Raw genomic sequence first — 17684 nt, 5'->3', positions numbered from 1 at the left:
GGGGTGTCTACGTTCTGAACACTTCTCTTTTAGAAGTATTTTTTTGCATAAAAAAAGCAGGTTCGCTTGGCTTAGAACGAACCTGTGAAGGAGGAAAACTACATCATGTTTTCACCTATATTATCCAATATTTATCAATTGTCGTCAAGACAAAAAGTTAGCCGGAGGAAAATATTTTGACTGAATTGTGACGTTTTAAGCATGTATATCCTTTTTTCGATAGGGGATATTAATCGAAAAAAGAGGTGAAGCCGATGGCGTACATTCTTTCTGTTGGAACGAGTCTGCCAAAACATCATGTGGGTCAGAAAAAGGCGGCTGATTTTGCTAGATCCCAATTTAAACGATCGTTTAAAGATATCGACCGGCTGCTGAGAGCTTTTCAAAACGGAGAAATCGAGAGCAGACAGTTTGTACAGCCAATTGAATGGTATCAGACGCACCACTCTTTTGAGGAGAAAAACAATCTCTATTTGGAAAAAGCATTGGCTCATGCAAAAGAAGCAGTCATACACTGTCTTCATGAGAAGGCGTTCCTGAAAAAACCGATTCCGTTTGAAGAGATCGATGCATTGTTTTTTATTTCAAGCACCGGACTTTCGACACCAAGTCTTGATGCAAAACTAATGAACGTTCTTCCTTTTTCGCCTTATACGAAACGAGTGCCGATCTGGGGGTTAGGGTGCGGGGGCGGAGCGGCAGGGGTGTCCCGGGCTTACGAATACATACGGGCATTTCCAGAAGCAAAGGTGCTGGTTGTCGCCTGTGAACTGTGCAGTTTAACCTTTCAGCCGCAAGATCAATCAAAAAGCAATTTAATCGGGACATCTTTGTTCGGAGACGGGACAGCAGCGGTACTCTTAACTGGAGAAAAAGGTGTATCTGAATACGCCGATCTAAAAACAGTTCCTAGAGTGATTGGTACACAATCCGTCACAATGAAAGAGTCTGAGGATGTGATGGGCTGGGAATTTACAAGTGACGGCTTTCGGGTTATTTTCTCCCGTGACATTCCTTCCATTATTTCAGGCTGGTTAAAAGAGCAAGTCGATCAATTTTTAGAGCAGCAAGGGTATTCGGCAGAAGACCTATCAGTTTTTCTTGCCCATCCTGGAGGAAAAAAAGTGATTGATGCCTATATTGAAAGTCTATCCTTACAAGAGGATCAGCTTTTTTCATCAAAAGAAGTACTTAAACAACACGGGAATATGTCCTCTGCCACAGTTTTGTATGTGATCAAACATTATCTTGAACATCAATCCGCTGAAGCGGGAGATATGGGTCTTTGCGGAGCGCTTGGTCCGGGCTTTTCCTCAGAGCTGCTGCTCATGAAATGGGAGGAGGTCTTATCATGATCATTTGGCTCGTCATCGGTTTCTTCGTTTGTCAGCGGCTTATTGAAATGCTTGTGGCTAAAAGAAATGAAAAGAAAGTAAAAGCGATCGGTGCCATTGAATTTGGTGCAAGTCATTATCCTTATATGGTCGCTATGCATGCGGGCTTTTTTGTCTCACTTATGGTTGAGGTATGGGGGTTAAACAGGCCGCCGTCGCCCTATTTTCTTGTGGTGCTCATTTTTCTGCTGGCCGCACAGTTGATTCGATACTGGGCATTATGTTCTCTTGGGACGTATTGGAATACAAAGATTTTAGTTGTACCAAATGCGATGATGGTGAAAAAAGGACCTTATCGCTGGTTAAAGCATCCTAACTATGTCGTGGTGGCGATTGAGCTTTTGCTGATCCCGCTTTTGTTTAATGCTTATTTTACCGCCATTTTGTTCACATGTTTAAATGCATGGATGATGGCTGTGAGAATTCAAACAGAAGAGAAAGCGCTCAATCAGTATTTGTTAAATTAATATTGAAAATCATTATCAATTGTGATACACTTTCATTAATGATAAGCATTCTCAATCACGAAGGATGGACGGTGATCACATGACAATGGTTTTCTTACTCGGTACGGTCTGTGTATACAGCCTATTAATTGGCTTCGTATTAAAAGGTGTTTCTAAAAAATCTGCTTCCTGATCGCAGTCAATTGCGACTGATCGGGAAGCAGATTTTTTTTATTTCCTCAGATCAGAAGAAAAATCTCTTCATTTTGTGTAAAATGGTATCACATACATAACTGACTTTTCTAAAAACAAAGGGGTTTATCGTCATGGAAGACTTGTCTATTCGAGATTCGCTCGTTCAAACTACAGGTGCTTTATATCAAAGCCTTCTTAAAAGGGATGATCATGAACGCGCAGCCAAACTTGCATCGATTATCAAAAAGGAAGCAGAAGAAGAAGTGTATATCGCATTTACCGGCCACTATTCAGCTGGAAAGTCATCTCTTGTGAATCATCTGCTTCATGATCACATCCTGCCAACGAGTCCAATTCCAACAAGTGCCAACTTGGTCGTCGTGAGGAAAGGGAAGAGTGAAGTAAAGCTTCACACCTCAGATGGCCGCTTTGCAAAAATGAGCGGTTCTTATGATAAAGAAGCAGTTCAGCGTTTTTGTAAGGATGGAGAACAGATTGAAATGGTGGAAATTAGCGGGGACTATAGAGGACTGGAAGAAAAGGTAGCAGTGATTGATACGCCCGGAATTGATTCAACGGATCATGCTCACTTTTTATCTGCTGCGTCTATTCTTCATCAAGCAGATGCTCTTTTTTATGTCGTTCATTACAACCATGTTCATTCTGAGGAAAACATTCGTTTCATTCGCTCCATTAAAGAGAAAGTGCCAAATCTTTATTTCATCGTCAATCAAGTCGATCGACATGATGAGCATGAGACAGCATTTGAAGACTACAAAAATCAAGTAGTTGATATGCTTCAAAAAGAAGGCATTGAAGAAGAACATCTATACTTTACATCTGTAACCGATGAATCGCATCCAAGAAACGAAATGATTCGTTTAATCGAGAAACTGCAAGAATTACAAACATTGCCGAAAGCATCGCTTCGCGCCTATACCGAGCAGAAAATAGAGCATGTTTTAAAAGAACATATTGACTCATTAAAAGAAGAGCTGCAGGAAGAGGATCTGGATTTACAGCTTCAAGAAAAAAGAAAAGAAGTGAAGGAACTTGAAGCGAGAAGCAGCTTCATTGAAAATGGAGCAAAACAGTTAGAAGATGAAGTGTCTTCTGAAGTCGAGAACATTTTAAAAAATGCAAATCTAACCCCATTTAAAATGAGGGAGCTCGCAAGTGATTATATTGAATCGAAAGCACCTGGCTTTAAGGTAGGTCTGCTGTTCGCTAAAAATAAAACCGAGCAGGAAAAAGAAAAGCGGGCGAACGAGTTCTTAGCAGATGTCAAAGCAAGAATGAAAGCAGAAGTAGACTGGCATATTGCTGAGCTGCTCAAAAAAGAAGTCAAGAAGCATCAGCTTGGTGAAGAATTATTAAATCAAGTGATGGCGTTTGAAACGCCTGTAGAAGAATCACTGCTTGAAAACGTGATCCATCACGGTGCGACATTTTCAAATGAATATGTTTTGCAATATGCAAAAGATGCTGGTGAAGCACTGAAAAGACAGACGAAACAGAAAGCAATACCATTGATTGAACAAATGACCGAGATGCTGAAAACCCAGCTCCTGAATGAAAAGGGAAAGCAGCAAGATAAATGGGCCCAGGCAGCACAGGAGCTCCAAGCGCTGGAGCAATGCATGGAAAAAAATGATCACATCAGAAAAGATATTGAGCATGTATGGGATATATGGCAAAACGGAACAAATGAGCAGATCGAAGAAGATTGGTTTTATGTGAAAAAACACCGGATGCAGCATGACGAGCTAAATCAGAATCAAACATCAACTCATACCGAAGAAAGCGAAAAAGAAAATCAGCAGCAGACAGAGCTTGATCAAATGCGACAATCACAGCATATCTCGACAGCGCAGTCGATTGACCAGTTTGAGCAGCTTTCTCAAATTTTAATGCCATTAAACGCGCTTGGTTCTCAAAGGAAGTCCTTTGAAAAACGAACAAAGCGGCTGCAAGCGAAGGAATTTACACTCGCCTTATTCGGTGCTTTTAGTTCGGGGAAATCTTCGTTTGCCAATGCCCTTGTTGGGAGAAAGGTGCTGCCATCATCTCCTACACCAACGACGGCCACGATCAATAAGCTGACGCGGCCGACAGAAGACCATCCGCATGAAAGTGTGAAAGTGGTGTTCAAAACCGAGCAGGAAATATTAGAGGAGCTCGATCAAATTCTTGGTTATTCTATAACAGAAGAAAAGGGAGATACGTTTCAAGCGAAACTCGAGCGGACGCTGAAAAAAAGAGAGCTTGAACAGGATCACCGCATCATTGTTGACCATTTTTTAAACGCTCATGAAAAGTTCCGTGATTCGATTCAAAAACAAACGCCGCTCAATGTCACCCTGCAAGAATTAAAGCCATATGTGGCTGAAGAGGCTGTTTCTTGTGTGGTGAAGGAAGTGACGGTCTATTTAAGTACACCTTTAACAGATAAAGGACTGACGATTGTTGATACACCAGGCGCCAGCAGTATGAATAAACGTCACACAGAGATTGCCTTTCAATATATGAAGGACGCTGATGCCCTTCTTTATTTAACTTACTACCAGCATTCTTTCTCAAAAGCAGACCGGTCATTTTTACGTAAACTCGGGCTTGTAAAAGATTCATTTAGCATGGATAAAATGTTTTTTATTATCAATGCAGCTGACCTCGCAAAGGATCAAACAGAGCTTGAAACCGTCTTTGACTATGTGAAAAATGAGCTCACAAAAGAAGGTATCCGGCATCCAAACCTTCATCACGTATCGAGTAAGGAAGAGATCGAAGGAAAGGGACAGTCGCCTTATAACCAGTATGCACAGCTTAGAACACAGCTCGACTATTTTATTGAGGAAGAATTAACGAAAGATGCGATTGAGCTTCTGTATTTTGAAGCCAGTACATTATGTAGAACAGTTCACAAGCTGCATGAGACGCTGCATCAGTCGGAAGATGAAAAGCAAGCAGAAAAGAAAAAGATAGACTCATCCTATGAAGCGATCGTTGATCATATGAGTCATATTAAACGATCTAAGCTAGTGACAGAAAGTGTGAAAAAGGACTTGCACGAACAGCTTTACCACATTGTTCAGCGCTTGTCACTTTATGCAAATGATCTGTTAAAGACAGCCTTTTATCCTGGAATATCTCAAGGGGACTTCAGACAGGAGTTGAAAAAAGCGCTTGAACAGGCGCTAAAGGATTATGAATTTGAATTTGTACAGGAGATAAAAGCGCTTGATATTCGAATGGAATCGTTTATCACTCAATATTTCAAAGAGGAGTGGGAGAAAGGATTACAGGCTGCGTGTGCAGAAGATCCTTACTTTTCTCTCCGGCTGTCGCCGCCAGATGAGAAAAATGCCGAGCTGAAACAAATTGAAGTGGAAGCGGACCTGACGCCGTTTGAGCCGCTCTTAAAGAAGCAAAAATCAGCGAAAGCTTTCTTTGAACAGAACGGGAAGGCAGCGTTTATAGAAGCGATTCGAGATGTTCTTTTCCAGTTAACGACGAAATGGGCAGATAAAGAAAAAGAAGAACTACAGAGCAGATACGATATGATGGTGAAGACCTTTACTGAAAGATATGAAACAGAAGCGCTCAAGCAGCTGAGTGAACAAAAACAAACATTTATCATGAGCTTGACGACAGATGCGAAAGAGCAGGCGATGATAGAACAAGTATACAAGCAAACAAATGAATGGAAGAACCAGTTGAAAACCATTTGATTCATGATAGACTATATAAAAAAGAAAGCAGTTGATAAAAAATGACGAGCGTACACGAAGAAATTTCCGCACATTCACAAAAACAGAATGCTCATATCAAATCGTTTCTTGCGCTTGAGCAGAAAAGAGAGCAGGCAATAGAGACTGCTGTTTTCAAGTGTGAGCAAAACGAGCCATTTACAACTGACGAGATCAATGCGATTACTTCGAAGATGAATGAGCTTGCACGAGGCGGAATTGTTCCGCTGCGTAAGCATGTCACGATTGATATGGTCAGGGAGTATGTCGAACGAAAACAGAAGTAAAGAGTAACTTTCTCTTTTTTGGTCATCTTAACAAGTGAACCGAGAAAGGGGAATGATGATGGAAAAAAAACAGCATGCAAAAAAGCAGGATGAGCGTCATCCTAAACAAAAAGAGATGCCGTCCTACGCAGAAGCAGAATCGAAAAAAATGCAATACGGTCAAAAGTAATCCCCAGGTGCCACTTCTTTTCCAAAAGAAGAAGGCGCCTTTTTTATGTCGAATTCTATGTTCTATGATAGAATAGGAGTATTGTTTTGAAAAAGGGAGTTTATAAGAATGAATAAACACGTATTGCTTGTTGATGGCATGGCGCTTCTATTCAGATCGTTTTATGCAACGGCTGTCCATCGAAATTTTATGATAAATGATCACGGTGTCCCGACGAATGGAGTAAATGGCTATTTGAAGCATTTATTAACCGCTGTTCAAACATTTGAGCCAACCCATATTGTTTGCTGCTGGGATATGGGAAGCCAAACATACCGAAATGAATTGTTTCAAGATTATAAAGCAAATCGAGGAGAGGCACCTGTCGAGCTCATTCCGCAATTCGATTTAGCGAAGGAAGCGACAGAAGAACTAGGAATTGTAAACGTTGGTATAAAGGGCTTTGAGGCAGATGATTGTATCGGCACGCTGGCGGCAGTCTATCAGAATGAAGCACGTGTGACTGTCCTAACTGGGGACAGAGATTTGCTGCAAATATTGAATGAACAAGTGACGGTTGCTCTAATGCAAAAAGGAATCGGGAACTATAAACATTATACTAAAGCTTTATTTGAAGAGGAAATGGGCATCTCTCCAAAGGCGCTGATCGAGATGAAAGCACTTATGGGGGATTCAAGTGATAATTACCCAGGCGTCAAAGGAATCGGAGAAAAAACAGCATTAAAATTTATTCAAACATATCAAACCATTGACGGATTATTAGAAAATGTTCATGAACTAACGGCTGCCCAGCAAAAGAAAATGCAAGCAGGATTAGAAGATTTGAAGCTTTCCCGTTTATTGGCAGAGATCAAATGTGATGTCCCGCTGAGCTGTCCAATAGAAGAGACGAAGGTGAACATCAATCAAGAACGGGCTGCTGCCATGCTGCGATACCATCAAATCAAAGGAATTGAACCGATGGTGAATCGGTTAAGTAAAATAGAGATCAGCTAAGCTGATCCCTACATTCATCTTTTTGTATTGCTTTTCTTCGCTCTATTTTCGAGCTGAGATAGTGGCTGCTTATCTTTTGTTTGCGCATCACCTTGAGGCGTTGTCCCATTTGTGACACGACCTTTATTTTCTTTATCCAATCAGTATCACCTCATACATTAGCATAACCGAAAAAAAGCGATTCATCCTTTAGAAAGGTGAATCGCTTTTCTAGCGAGCTGATCAGCTACTTGATTTTCCTTGCTTGGAATCCACTTAATGAAAAATAAATCAAACTGGCTTTGAAGCTCGATCATCTCTTTTATAAAATGCTGAAAGGCTGGATTTTTAGCAAATCCTGCATTGGCTGCACGGTCAACTACCTGTGAATCTGTTCGAAACGAAACGGATCGCAGTCCTTTTTCTACGCAGATTTTCATCCCTTCAATGAGAGCGGAAAATTCTGCTTCGTGATTGCTCATTGATCCAAGAGGAATCGAGAAAGATTCTGCCTTTCCATCATATTTAATGAAAATGCCGATGCCAGAAGGACCCGGATTACCTGCGCTAGCACCATCAATGTATATTTCAGCTGGCAATTTATTTCACCCTTTCATCAAGCGGAACCATTTTTTTCGCTGCATACGCGTATGGTGTCGCAATCGCGGCGACGATAAATTTAATCACATAAGTCGTGATGAAGATCTCGATCCATACATGAAATGGATAGGTGCCAAGAAAGGCAATTGTTGTGAAGATCAGTGTATCAAGCAGCTGGCTGATCATCGTACTTCCAGCGTTGCGCACCCAGAGCGCACCATCGGAAGGAAATATCCGGCGAATAAACGAATATACATAAACATCTAACATTTGACTGATGATATAAGCAGCAAGACTGCCAAGTGCGACCCTTGGCATAAAGCCAAAAATGGTTTCCAGGGATGTTTGAGAAATGTCGGATGGAGCGGGATGGAAAAGTAAAGCCTCCTGCATGACAACGGTTAGTGTTAAAAGAGTGGCAAAACCAATCCAGACAGCTTTTCTCGCTTCATTTTGTCCGTATTTTTCATTCAATACGTCCGTTGCAAAGAATACACTGCCGTATAAAATGTTTCCAAGTGTTGCCGTTAAGCCAAACAATTCAACGGTTTTGACCACTTGTAAATTTGCAGCAACCGTCGCAAAGCCAATCCAGACGAAAAGGCCCATTTTGCCAAATCCTTTATAAAATAGAAGAACAATGATAAAATTAATGATCGCAAATAAGATCCAAATACCTTCATTAAACAAGTGACATGAACTTCCTTTCTCATTGTGAAATGTAACTTTTTGATTATAGCATAACGAACGTTTACCTTAAAAGCACGGGAAGGCGATGTGATCAATGAAATTAAGAGCACACTATACAATGAAAGTGAAATCGATTGGGTCCATTGCTTTTTTCCAAGAAGATTGGATGGAGCTAAAAGAGGCCTTGATTTTAGCCAAACATATCGACAAAAAAGAACCACAGTCACTCCTATCATTTGAAGATGAAAAAGGGGCGATGTGGTCTATTAAAGAACTTGAAAAACTAAATGAAGAACTAAAGCTTGAACCTGATCAGCTTCAGGTCTATTTTGATGCAAGTTTTCACAAAGAAACAGGCGACTCTGGTCTTGGGGTTGTCGTTTACTATAAGCTCGGAGAAGATGCTTATCGTTTGAGAAAAAATCAGCCCTTCCAAGGAATCACCAATAATGAAGCAGAATATGCGGCTTTATTTGAGGCTGTCAAAGCTTTAAAAGATCTTGGAGCAAGCAGAAATTCTGTCACGATTAGAGGCGATTCACTTGTTGTCATGAATCAATTAAAAGGAGAATGGCCTTGTTATGATGATATACATAACAAATGGCTCGACCGGATTGAAGCGGCTTTAAGGGAGCTGAGGCTTACGCCAACATATGAAGTCATCGATCGTAAACAAAATGCAGAGGCGGATCAGCTGGCAAGGCAGATGCTTGCAGACGTTCCAATTGAAAGTAAATTGAAATTAGAAGCAGACGGAGCTGAATAATGTGGATAAAAAAACAGCAGTACAAGAATTGACGGATCTCCAAGACACGTATTGTTCAGATTGTTTGATTAAGAAGCACTTTCGAAAAGAATATGGAAAAAAATACGCCCACTCCTTTTGTATTCAGCAATGCACAGTAGGAGAGAAAATAAAAGAATACGGACAGACGCTGCTTAAAAAGTAAGCGGCTGCCGCCCCGGTTTTCCCTGCTCAAACATCCGCTCATGAAAAAAAACGGATAGAATGTGTAAAAAGAGAACATATTCTGAAAAATGAGCCGATATAACTATAGAAAGTTTTGGTTGAGTTACTTTTTGACTAAGTGACGGATAATAGAGGAAAAGGGGAAGGCCGGCATGGATAATAAGGATTTCGAAACGGTATTACATCGAACATTTCAAGAGGTATACAGCGATCTAGAGCAGCTAGTAGATGTAGCAAAGAAGGGAAGACCTTTTCTCGAAAAAGATATTTCTGAAATTGAACAACGACTGAAGCAAAATATTTTAGCAATTGAAATTCAGCTGAAAATCAAATAAGAGAGGCATATGCCTCTCTTTATTTTGTCGTTTCATCATTGATTTAGTTGATTAGATTTTTGTTACGTTTGCAGCTTGAGGTCCACGATTACCTTCAACGATTTCAAAAGAAACTTCTTGTCCTTCTTCTAAAGACTTGTAGCCGTCACCTTCGATAGCTGTGAAGTGAACGAATACATCGTCTCCGCCTTCAACTTCAATGAAGCCGAAACCTTTTTCATTATTGAACCATTTTACTTTACCGTTTTGCATATTGCTTTTTCCTCCTAGTACTGTAGCACACCTTTTGGCATACTAAAAAAAATTTTCATCACCTAACGACTTTGCAGTTGTTAAATGATGGTTCCACTATACACCATCAAAAGTAAAGCGTCAAGCAGGCGAGCCAAATTTTGAGCAGAATGTTTGATTTTTTTGTTTTTTTGGTGAATAACAATGAAATATAAAACGTTTTCGGAACCTCACGTGCAGCTTGTCCGTATATAAAAAAAAATACAGAAAGAGGTGCAATCATGAATCGTTATACACTTGAAGAATTTGTTCAGAATACGCAGCAAGAAGATAAAGGAGAAGGGGTCTTCGAACTTGAAACACCAAGACTTTTAGAAATTAATTTGACTGACACGATTTGGGCAAAAACGGGTTCCATGGTTTCCTATCGAGGGAAAATCAAATTTGAACGTGAAGGTGTTTTTGAGCACGGCGTCTCCAAGATGTTCAAAAAAATGCTTTCAGGAGAAGGCACCTCACTAATGAAGGCGACAGGTGATGGGAAATTATATGTGGCAGATCAAGGTAAAAAAATCTCGATTCTTCGTTTGGCACAAGGAGAATCCATTTTTGTGAATGGAAACGACCTGCTTGCGTTTGAACCATCTGTCCGCTGGGATATCAAATTGATGAAAAAAGTGTCTGGTATGCTTGCAGGCGGATTATTTAATGTCAAATTAGAAGGGGCAGGCTTAGTTGCAATCACAAGTCATTATGAGCCGCTGACACTCATTGTTCAGCCGGGTGATTCTGTTTATACAGATCCGAATGCGACTGTTGCGTGGTCAGGGGATTTAAAAACTGAATTTGTGACAGATGTTTCCTTTAAAACGTTTATTGGCAGGGGAAGCGGAGAGTCCATTCAAATGAAGTTTACCGGAAGCGGCTTTGTTGTCGTTCAGCCGTTTGAAGAAGTATACACAACAAATGGAAATCAAGGGTGAGGAAAAAGGTGTCCGTCAATGACGGACACCTTTTTATGATAATGCGCGAGCATATGTTTTGTTATTCATGATGAGATCTGACTGCTCAACGATATCTTCCAAAATGGTTTGAGAAGATTGTTTTAAGTGCAGTTTTTTCATGTTTTGTTTCATTGTTTCTAATTTTTCTTCGTCCTGCAGCAAGTTGGTCACAGATTCTAAAATGTCTTCATGTCGGTTAATGACAATGGCAGCGCCATAATCCTCAAAGAAAAGAGCATTTTCCTTTTCTTGTCCAGGGACAGGCTTATAAAGAATGACCGGGACACCGATTGCAGTTGCTTCTGTTAAAGTAATGCCGCCTGGTTTTGTAATCATACAATCTGTTACTCTGAACAATTCATCAATTTGTTCCACATATCCAAGCGCCTTCAATTGATCTGGGTGTGCTTGTTCAAGAACGCTAAGCGATTGTTTCAGCGCGGCGTTCTTTCCGCATACAACAACAATTTGTACTTCACTGTCGAGAAGCAGCGCCTCACATAATTCCTTCACATTTTTTAGTACACCGTGAGCACCGGCCATGATGAGAAGAACTTTTTTATCTGATGATAATCCATATTTCTTATAGATCATCGATTTTGGCACGTCTGCTTCAAACTGTGGTCTAATAGGAATACCTGTCACCTTGACATCGCTTGGATGTGTGCCGATTTCCACTAATTTTTGTTTCACATAATCGGTTGCAACATAGTATCGGTCGATGTTTTCATGTACCCAAATCTTATGGAGACAAAAATCTGTCATGACATTAAAAGTCGGAATCACTTTACCGGTTTTGTTTCGGTATTCTGGTACAACAATCATCGGGAATGTAATAATGATGATGTCCGGATTGTGTAACTGAATTAATTCATCGAGACGCTTATTTCCCATCTTTAAATAAATGTTAAATTTGCGTTTATTGTAAATTTTATCTACACCGTAATAAAACAAGCGATAAAATTGTTTCCCAATGGAAAAGCTCTTCAAGTATAAATATTGAGTCACTTCTGACACAATGGGATTCGATTCTTGATACAAATTAGAAACTACAACATGTTCAAACCCTTGGGATTTGCATTCATCATACAGTGTTTTTGCTACCTGCATATGTCCATTTCCATAATTTGCGGTCAAGATTAATATTTTTTTATTGGTATTCAAGAATATTCACCTCAAATGTAATCAACAACAACAAAACTTCGTACGAAAACTATTAATCTCATAGGTCTACATATACATAAAGATAACATATAAACAGTTAGAGCATATCATTCGTTACGAAAGAATTAAACTAATTTTAAAAAACAAACAGATTCAATTGATAATGGAAGACAGAGCCATTTGTATTTTAACACATTTTGACGATTTATCATCAGACCACAGTCTATTTTATTCCCAAACGTATGGTGTTTCTTGATAAACATAATAATTTAGCCAATTCATAAACAATAAGGTTGCATGGGCTTTCCAGCGATTTACTGGGATTAATGTGTCACCATCTTCTATAAAATAGTGGACAGGTTTTTGGACTGTATCATGTTTCAACAAATCTCTTTCATATTCCTGCATCAATGTATCTGTATCATATTCAGGATGTCCAGTTAAAAATACTTGTTTATCATCATCTGAAACAATTAAACAAACACCCGCTTCTTCAGACATACTCAAGACTTTCAAATTCGGCGTGTTTTTTAATTGTTCTGTATTAATATCTGTATGCCTAGAATGTGGGACATAGTATACTTCATCAAAACCTCTGACTAATCTTTCTTTTTTCTCTTTCACAATATGCTCAAATACACCAAATTTTTTCTCGGGAAGCTTGATTTTTTCAATCCCGTAATGGTGATATAAACCTGCCTGTGCACCCCAGCAAATATGAAGGGTAGACGTTACATTGGTTTTACTCCAGTCCAAAATGTCCTGCAGCTCTTTCCAATAAGAAACTTCTTCAAAAGGTAAGTGCTCAATTGGTGCGCCAGTGATGATCATTCCATCAAATTTTTTATGGCGGATCGATTCAAAGGTCGTATAAAATTCATCTAGATGCTCTCTCGACGTATTCTTCGGTGTATGTGTACTTGGAATCAAAAACGTGAAGTACACTTGTAAAGGAGAATTTCCGAGCATTCTCAGCAGCTGCGTTTCAGTTTGTATTTTTTTTGGCATTAAATTTAAGATCACGATATTCAAAGGACGGATATCTTGCTTGAATGCCCTTGTCTCATCCATGACGAAAATATTTTCGCTCTCTAGTATTTGTTTTGCCGGCAGATGAACTGGTATGTTAATAGGCAACTCGCCACCCCCTGAACCAAAGCTAATTTCACTTCATTATAGGAACTTTCTGGCGATATTTCAATGTTTCAATTATGTTACAATGAAAAATAGAGCAAAAAAGAATGCTGTTTCTGTAAAAAAAGGAGGCCATTTTGTTATGATCACAAAGCATTTATCTGATATTGACATTGCCCAAAAGGCTAAGCTGAGACCGATTCAAGACATCGCAGCAAAGCTGCAAATACATGACGAAGAATTAGAATGCTATGGTTTCACAAAAGCGAAAATATCTTTGACTATTTTTGACCGTTTAAAGAAACAAAAAGAAGGACACGTGATTCTTGTCACTTCGATTAACCCTACGCCAGCAGGTGAGGGGAAATCCACCGTAACTGTCGGCCTTGGTCAAGCCTTTGAAAAAATTGGCAAAAAAGCGATCGTTGCGATGCGTGAGCCATCATTAGGTCCTACAATGGGGATTAAAGGCGGAGCAGCGGGCGGAGGATATTCACAGGTGCTGCCAATGGAAGAAATAAATCTTCATTTCACAGGGGATTTTCATGCCATTACATCTGCACATAACGCCTTATCTGCATTTATTGATAACCATATCCATCACGGAAATGAACTCGGTATCGACACGCGGCGCATTGTGTGGAAGCGGGTGCTTGATTTAAACGATCGTGCATTAAGACAGGTCGTTGTCGGACTTGGCGGTCAGTTAAATGGGTATCCTAGAGAAGACGGATTTGATATTACAGTGGCTTCCGAAATGATGGCGATCCTCTGTTTAGCAGAAGACTTAAACGACTTAAAAAAACGTCTTTCTTCTATTGTTGTTGCCTATAATCAAGAAGGCGAGCCAGTCACAGTGGGAGCACTTGGATATGAAGGTGTTCTGACGCTACTTTTAAAAGACGCACTCAAACCGAACCTTGTTCAAACGATTGAAGGAACCCCAGCCCTTGTCCATGGCGGTCCTTTTGCTAATATTGCACATGGATGCAATAGTTTAATTGCAACCAAAATGGCAGCTAAATTAGCTGATTATGTCGTAACAGAAGCAGGATTCGGAGCAGATCTTGGAGCAGAAAAATTCCTCCACATTAAAACAAGAGCTGGTGATTTCAAACCTGGTGCAGTTGTCATTGTGGCGACAGTGAGAGCATTAAAGATGCATGGCGGAATGAAGAAAACCGAACTCAAAGAAGAGAATGCACACGCCGTAATAGAAGGTATACATAATTTAGAAAAGCATATTGAAACCGTGCAAGCTTTTGGTCTTCCATATATTGTGGCGGTAAACCGGTTTATAACGGATACAAAAGAAGAGATTCAAGCGATAGAAGATTGGTGCGGCAAACATGGCCATCCAGTCAAAGCCGTGAATGTATGGGAAGAAGGAGGCGAAGGCGGAACAGCTCTTGCCGAGGAACTAGCAGCACTCATTGAAAAGAAAAAGAACAACTTTACCTATTTGTATGAAGAGAACGATTCCATCGAAGAAAAGTTATCTAAAGTGGCCAAAGTGGTTTACGGTGCAGATGGGGTCACGCTCACAACTAAAGCAAGAAAGCAGCTGGCTGCCATTGAAGAAAACGGCTGGGCTCATTTGCCGGTTTGTATGGCAAAAACACAATATTCTCTTTCAGATGATCCAGCTTTAATCGGCAGACCTAAAGGCTTTACCATTACGATTCGAGAGTTAAAGCCGTCTGTAGGAGCAGGGTTTATTGTAGCCTTAACCGGAAGCATTTTAACAATGCCTGGCTTACCTAAAAAACCTGCGGCTCTCGAAATGGATATATTAGAAGACGGCAGTGTGACAGGACTCTTTTAAACGGGAGCATAAAAAGCGATTTTCTAAAAGAAGCATGTTACGATAGGAAAAAGTGAATCCTAGGAGGCTATGAGATGTCAATTTATGATATTCAGGTCAAGACCATTAACGGTCAGGAACAATCGATGGCAGATTATAAAGGAAAAGTGCTCATTATTGTAAATACAGCAAGCAAATGTGGGCTGACTCCTCAATTTAAACAATTACAAGAGCTATATGATCAATATCATGAAAAGGGCCTTGAAATTTTAGGATTTCCGTGTAACCAATTTATGAACCAAGAGCCAGAAGGAGAAGAAGCCATTCAAGAATTCTGTTCTTTGAATTATGGAGTGACCTTCCCTATGTTTGCGAAAGTAGATGTCAATGGCGAAGAGGCGCACCCGCTGTTCAAGCATTTAACAAGTCAAGCGAAAGGTGTGCTTGGGACAAAAACAGTGAAATGGAATTTTACAAAATTTATCGTGGACCAAGACGGAGAAGTTATTGAACGATTCTCGCCGAAAACACCACCAAAAGAATTAGAAAGCTCAATCATCGCTCTGCTCAACAAATAAGATGCTGACAGTCATGCAGCGAAAACAATTGGAGGCAGCTGCCTCCTTTGTTTCAGACAGGCTGAAGGATGAACCGACTGGACACGATGCGGCTCATGTTGCTCGTGTGCGCCAGCTTGCCGTCCGTATTGCAAATCAGGAAGGCGGCTCTCTATTTATCATCGAGATGGCAGCGATTGTACATGATGTCATTGATGAAAAGCTGTCAAGTGAATGGAAGGTCACTGAAAAGCAACTTGTGAACCAGCTCCTTTTGTGGGAATTGGACACGCGGGATGTCCGCTATATCATGGACATCATTACAACGATGTCTTTTCGTCATCGGCATAAGCAGTTTAAGCCAATGACGTTAGAGGGGGCCATTGTTCAAGATGCCGATAGGCTGGATGCGATAGGAGCAAGCGGTATCGCTAGAGTGTTTACGTATGCTGGCGCAACAGGTGAGCCCCATTATACAGAGGACATGCAGCAGGGCTCTGTGCTAAAGCATATGGAAGAAAAACTGCTCAAATTAAAAGACTTGATGAACACTCATGCAGGAAAGCAGCTTGCTGATGAGCGGCATGAATTGATGAGTTTATTTATCAAGAAGTGGAAAGAAGAATGCGGCCTTACAGATGAGTAGGGTCTTTATGTGTGTAAGGAGGATATATCAATGAAAATAACAGCTATTGAACCAACGCCAAGTCCGAATACCATGAAGGTGATTTTGACAGAAGCACTTGCTGGCGGTAAAAGCAACAACTACAAAAAGGATCAAAAAGACGAAGCGCCAGAAATGATCAAGCGTATTTTAAGCATTGAAGGTGTAAAAGGGGTTTATCATGTTGCAGATTTCTTAGCGGTTGAGCGAAATGCAAAGTTTGACTGGCAGGGTATTTTACAACAGGTTAGAGAAGCCTTTGGACAAGAAACAGAAGGTCTTCAGGAAGGATCGCAGTCAGGCGATGACACATTTGGTGAAGTGAAAGTGTTTGTCCAAATGTTTAATGGGATTCCAATGCAGGTCAAACTGTCAGACGGTGAAAGAGAAGAGCGGTTTGGCATGCCTGAACGTTTTCAAGCAGCCATTTTAAAGCTTAGAAGCAGCTCAGACAATGTCGTGTTTGAACGTGTGTGGAAAGAACACGGCGTTCGTTTTGGAGAATTTGCTGATATCGGTCAGGAAGTCACAGAGGAGCTGCAAGCAGCCTATGATGATGAGCGTTTAGCCCGCTTAACAGAGGCAGTGAAAGAAGGGCAGGAAGCTGTAGATAGACAGGTGAACCGAAAGGCATATGATGTAACAGAAGACATGCTGCAAGAGGAAGATTGGAAAAAACGTTTTGCCCATTTAGAGCAAATGCAGCCAGAGCTAAAGGATATACCTGTTTTAATGAAAGCAATGGAGGATCCCAAAACGTCTATTCGCAGACAAGCCGTTGTGAATGCTGGCATGATTGAAGATCCTGCCATTCTGCCTATTTTATATAAAGGGCTCGAAGACAAAACAGTGACGGTCCGCAGAACGGCTGGTGACTGTATTTCTGACCTTGGTGACCCGAGTGCTAGCGAAGCCATGATCGCAGCATTAAAGGACCCGAGTAAGCTCGTCCGCTGGCGTGCAGCTATGTTTCTTTATGAAGAAGGGGACGAAACGGCACTTGAAGCATTAAAAGAAGCAGAGCAAGACCCTGAGTTTGAAGTCAGTCTTCAAGTGAAAATGGCGATTGAGCGCATTGAGCATGGAGAAGAAGCAAAAGGCTCTGTATGGAAGCAAATGACAGAAAGTAGAAAGAATGCATCAGAATGATGAGAAAGATGAACAAGCTGCCAATGAAAAGCAGCTTGTTTTTCTAAAAATGATAGACAGAAAAATTTTTTTAGAAAAATTATTTTGAATATTGTTGAAATATGCGAAAAAACTCTATATAGTAGTACCAATATAGAATATTGGAGGTCAGATTTTATGACACGAACCTT

At 40.5% G+C, this 17684-nt stretch carries 20 protein-coding genes; 14 read left to right on the top strand and 6 right to left on the bottom strand.

What is annotated here, in order from left to right; genetic code table 11:
• The first annotated feature begins 254 nt into the window (after nt 1-254).
• The 6 genes from NSQ34_RS09900 to NSQ34_RS09875 all read left to right on the top strand — a co-directional run bounded on the left by NSQ34_RS09900 (nt 255) and on the right by NSQ34_RS09875 (nt 7233).
• On the top strand, nt 255-1355 hold the full coding sequence (locus NSQ34_RS09900; RefSeq protein ID WP_024428125.1) for a 3-oxoacyl-[acyl-carrier-protein] synthase III C-terminal domain-containing protein: 1101 nt from the start codon (nt 255-257) through the stop codon (nt 1353-1355).
• Entirely contained in the window at nt 1352-1861 is a 510-nt protein-coding gene (locus tag NSQ34_RS09895) for an isoprenylcysteine carboxylmethyltransferase family protein (RefSeq protein WP_029708080.1), read from the top strand. The genes NSQ34_RS09900 and NSQ34_RS09895 overlap by 4 nt, the downstream gene beginning before the upstream one ends.
• A gap of 64 nt (nt 1862-1925) precedes the next feature.
• Nucleotides 1926-2033: a Fur-regulated basic protein FbpC gene (gene fbpC / locus NSQ34_RS09890; RefSeq protein ID WP_306299200.1), complete on the top strand. Its 108-nt coding sequence runs from the start codon at nt 1926-1928 to the stop codon at nt 2031-2033.
• 133 nt (nt 2034-2166) lie between these two features.
• Nucleotides 2167-5763, top strand: a complete 3597-nt coding sequence (locus tag NSQ34_RS09885) for a dynamin family protein (protein ID WP_342500934.1) — start codon at nt 2167-2169, stop codon at nt 5761-5763.
• 41 nt (nt 5764-5804) lie between these two features.
• Entirely contained in the window at nt 5805-6068 is a 264-nt protein-coding gene (locus tag NSQ34_RS09880) for a YpbS family protein (RefSeq protein WP_041109561.1), read from the top strand.
• Between the two features lie 277 nt (nt 6069-6345).
• Nucleotides 6346-7233: a 5'-3' exonuclease gene (locus tag NSQ34_RS09875; protein ID WP_342489491.1), complete on the top strand. Its 888-nt coding sequence runs from the start codon at nt 6346-6348 to the stop codon at nt 7231-7233.
• A gap of 14 nt (nt 7234-7247) precedes the next feature.
• On the opposite strand, the gene NSQ34_RS09870 is transcribed toward NSQ34_RS09875, so the two are convergent.
• The 3 genes from NSQ34_RS09870 to NSQ34_RS09860 are packed head-to-tail and all read right to left on the bottom strand — an operon-like array spanning nt 7248 to nt 8502.
• Nucleotides 7248-7373 (bottom strand): hypothetical protein, encoded by a 126-nt coding sequence (locus NSQ34_RS09870; protein ID WP_003215584.1) that lies wholly within the window; start codon nt 7371-7373, stop codon nt 7248-7250.
• Nucleotides 7374-7415: 42 nt separating this feature from the next.
• Complete coding sequence (locus tag NSQ34_RS09865) at nt 7416-7811, bottom strand: reverse transcriptase-like protein (RefSeq protein WP_041109559.1); 396 nt, start codon at nt 7809-7811, stop codon at nt 7416-7418.
• Between the two features lies 1 nt (nt 7812).
• Nucleotides 7813-8502, bottom strand: coding sequence for a queuosine precursor transporter (locus tag NSQ34_RS09860; RefSeq protein ID WP_024422750.1), 690 nt, complete (start codon nt 8500-8502; stop codon nt 7813-7815).
• Nucleotides 8503-8596: 94 nt separating this feature from the next.
• Between NSQ34_RS09860 and NSQ34_RS09855 the strand changes: the two genes are divergently transcribed.
• The 3 genes from NSQ34_RS09855 to NSQ34_RS09845 all read left to right on the top strand — a co-directional run bounded on the left by NSQ34_RS09855 (nt 8597) and on the right by NSQ34_RS09845 (nt 9807).
• A complete protein-coding gene (locus tag NSQ34_RS09855) occupies nt 8597-9268 on the top strand; it encodes a ribonuclease H family protein (RefSeq protein WP_120208118.1) in 672 nt (223 codons plus the stop codon).
• A 1-nt stretch (nt 9269) separates the two neighbouring features.
• A complete protein-coding gene (locus tag NSQ34_RS09850) occupies nt 9270-9452 on the top strand; it encodes a zinc-finger domain-containing protein (protein ID WP_024422748.1) in 183 nt (60 codons plus the stop codon).
• A gap of 172 nt (nt 9453-9624) precedes the next feature.
• Nucleotides 9625-9807 carry a hypothetical protein gene (locus NSQ34_RS09845; protein WP_008346368.1) on the top strand — a complete coding sequence of 61 codons (183 nt, stop codon included), beginning with the start codon at nt 9625-9627 and terminating at the stop codon, nt 9805-9807.
• A 51-nt stretch (nt 9808-9858) separates the two neighbouring features.
• Here NSQ34_RS09845 and cspD read toward each other — a convergent pair whose 3' ends face one another.
• Nucleotides 9859-10059 carry a cold-shock protein CspD gene (gene cspD, locus NSQ34_RS09840; RefSeq protein ID WP_003215784.1) on the bottom strand — a complete coding sequence of 67 codons (201 nt, stop codon included), beginning with the start codon at nt 10057-10059 and terminating at the stop codon, nt 9859-9861.
• Nucleotides 10060-10319: 260 nt separating this feature from the next.
• On the opposite strand from cspD, the gene NSQ34_RS09835 reads away from it, so the two are divergent.
• A complete protein-coding gene (locus NSQ34_RS09835) occupies nt 10320-11021 on the top strand; it encodes an AIM24 family protein (RefSeq protein ID WP_024428131.1) in 702 nt (233 codons plus the stop codon).
• Between the two features lie 33 nt (nt 11022-11054).
• Here NSQ34_RS09835 and NSQ34_RS09830 read toward each other — a convergent pair whose 3' ends face one another.
• Both NSQ34_RS09830 and metA read right to left on the bottom strand, forming a co-directional pair.
• A complete protein-coding gene (locus NSQ34_RS09830; RefSeq protein ID WP_024422744.1) occupies nt 11055-12206 on the bottom strand; it encodes a diglucosyl diacylglycerol synthase in 1152 nt (383 codons plus the stop codon).
• Between the two features lie 228 nt (nt 12207-12434).
• The gene (metA, locus tag NSQ34_RS09825; RefSeq protein ID WP_024428133.1) at nt 12435-13343 is read right to left on the bottom strand and encodes a homoserine O-succinyltransferase; all 909 of its coding nucleotides are present in this window, start codon (nt 13341-13343) and stop codon (nt 12435-12437) included.
• 139 nt (nt 13344-13482) lie between these two features.
• On the opposite strand from metA, the gene NSQ34_RS09820 reads away from it, so the two are divergent.
• The 4 genes from NSQ34_RS09820 to NSQ34_RS09805 all read left to right on the top strand — a co-directional run bounded on the left by NSQ34_RS09820 (nt 13483) and on the right by NSQ34_RS09805 (nt 17514).
• Nucleotides 13483-15165, top strand: a complete 1683-nt coding sequence (locus NSQ34_RS09820) for a formate--tetrahydrofolate ligase (RefSeq protein WP_065214712.1) — start codon at nt 13483-13485, stop codon at nt 15163-15165.
• A gap of 74 nt (nt 15166-15239) precedes the next feature.
• Nucleotides 15240-15722 carry a glutathione peroxidase gene (locus NSQ34_RS09815; RefSeq protein ID WP_024428135.1) on the top strand — a complete coding sequence of 161 codons (483 nt, stop codon included), beginning with the start codon at nt 15240-15242 and terminating at the stop codon, nt 15720-15722.
• 13 nt (nt 15723-15735) lie between these two features.
• On the top strand, nt 15736-16347 hold the full coding sequence (locus tag NSQ34_RS09810) for an HD domain-containing protein (RefSeq protein ID WP_235046712.1): 612 nt from the start codon (nt 15736-15738) through the stop codon (nt 16345-16347).
• Between the two features lie 30 nt (nt 16348-16377).
• Nucleotides 16378-17514 carry a conserved virulence factor C family protein gene (locus NSQ34_RS09805; RefSeq protein WP_024428137.1) on the top strand — a complete coding sequence of 379 codons (1137 nt, stop codon included), beginning with the start codon at nt 16378-16380 and terminating at the stop codon, nt 17512-17514.
• Nucleotides 17515-17684 lie beyond the last annotated feature (170 nt).

It is taken from the genome of Bacillus sp. FSL P2-0069, from assembly GCF_038593315.1.
GTDB lineage: Bacteria > Bacillota > Bacilli > Bacillales > Bacillaceae > Bacillus > Bacillus safensis.
Note: the sequence above shows the minus strand (reverse complement) of the source record. Positions and strands in the feature narration are given on the sequence as shown.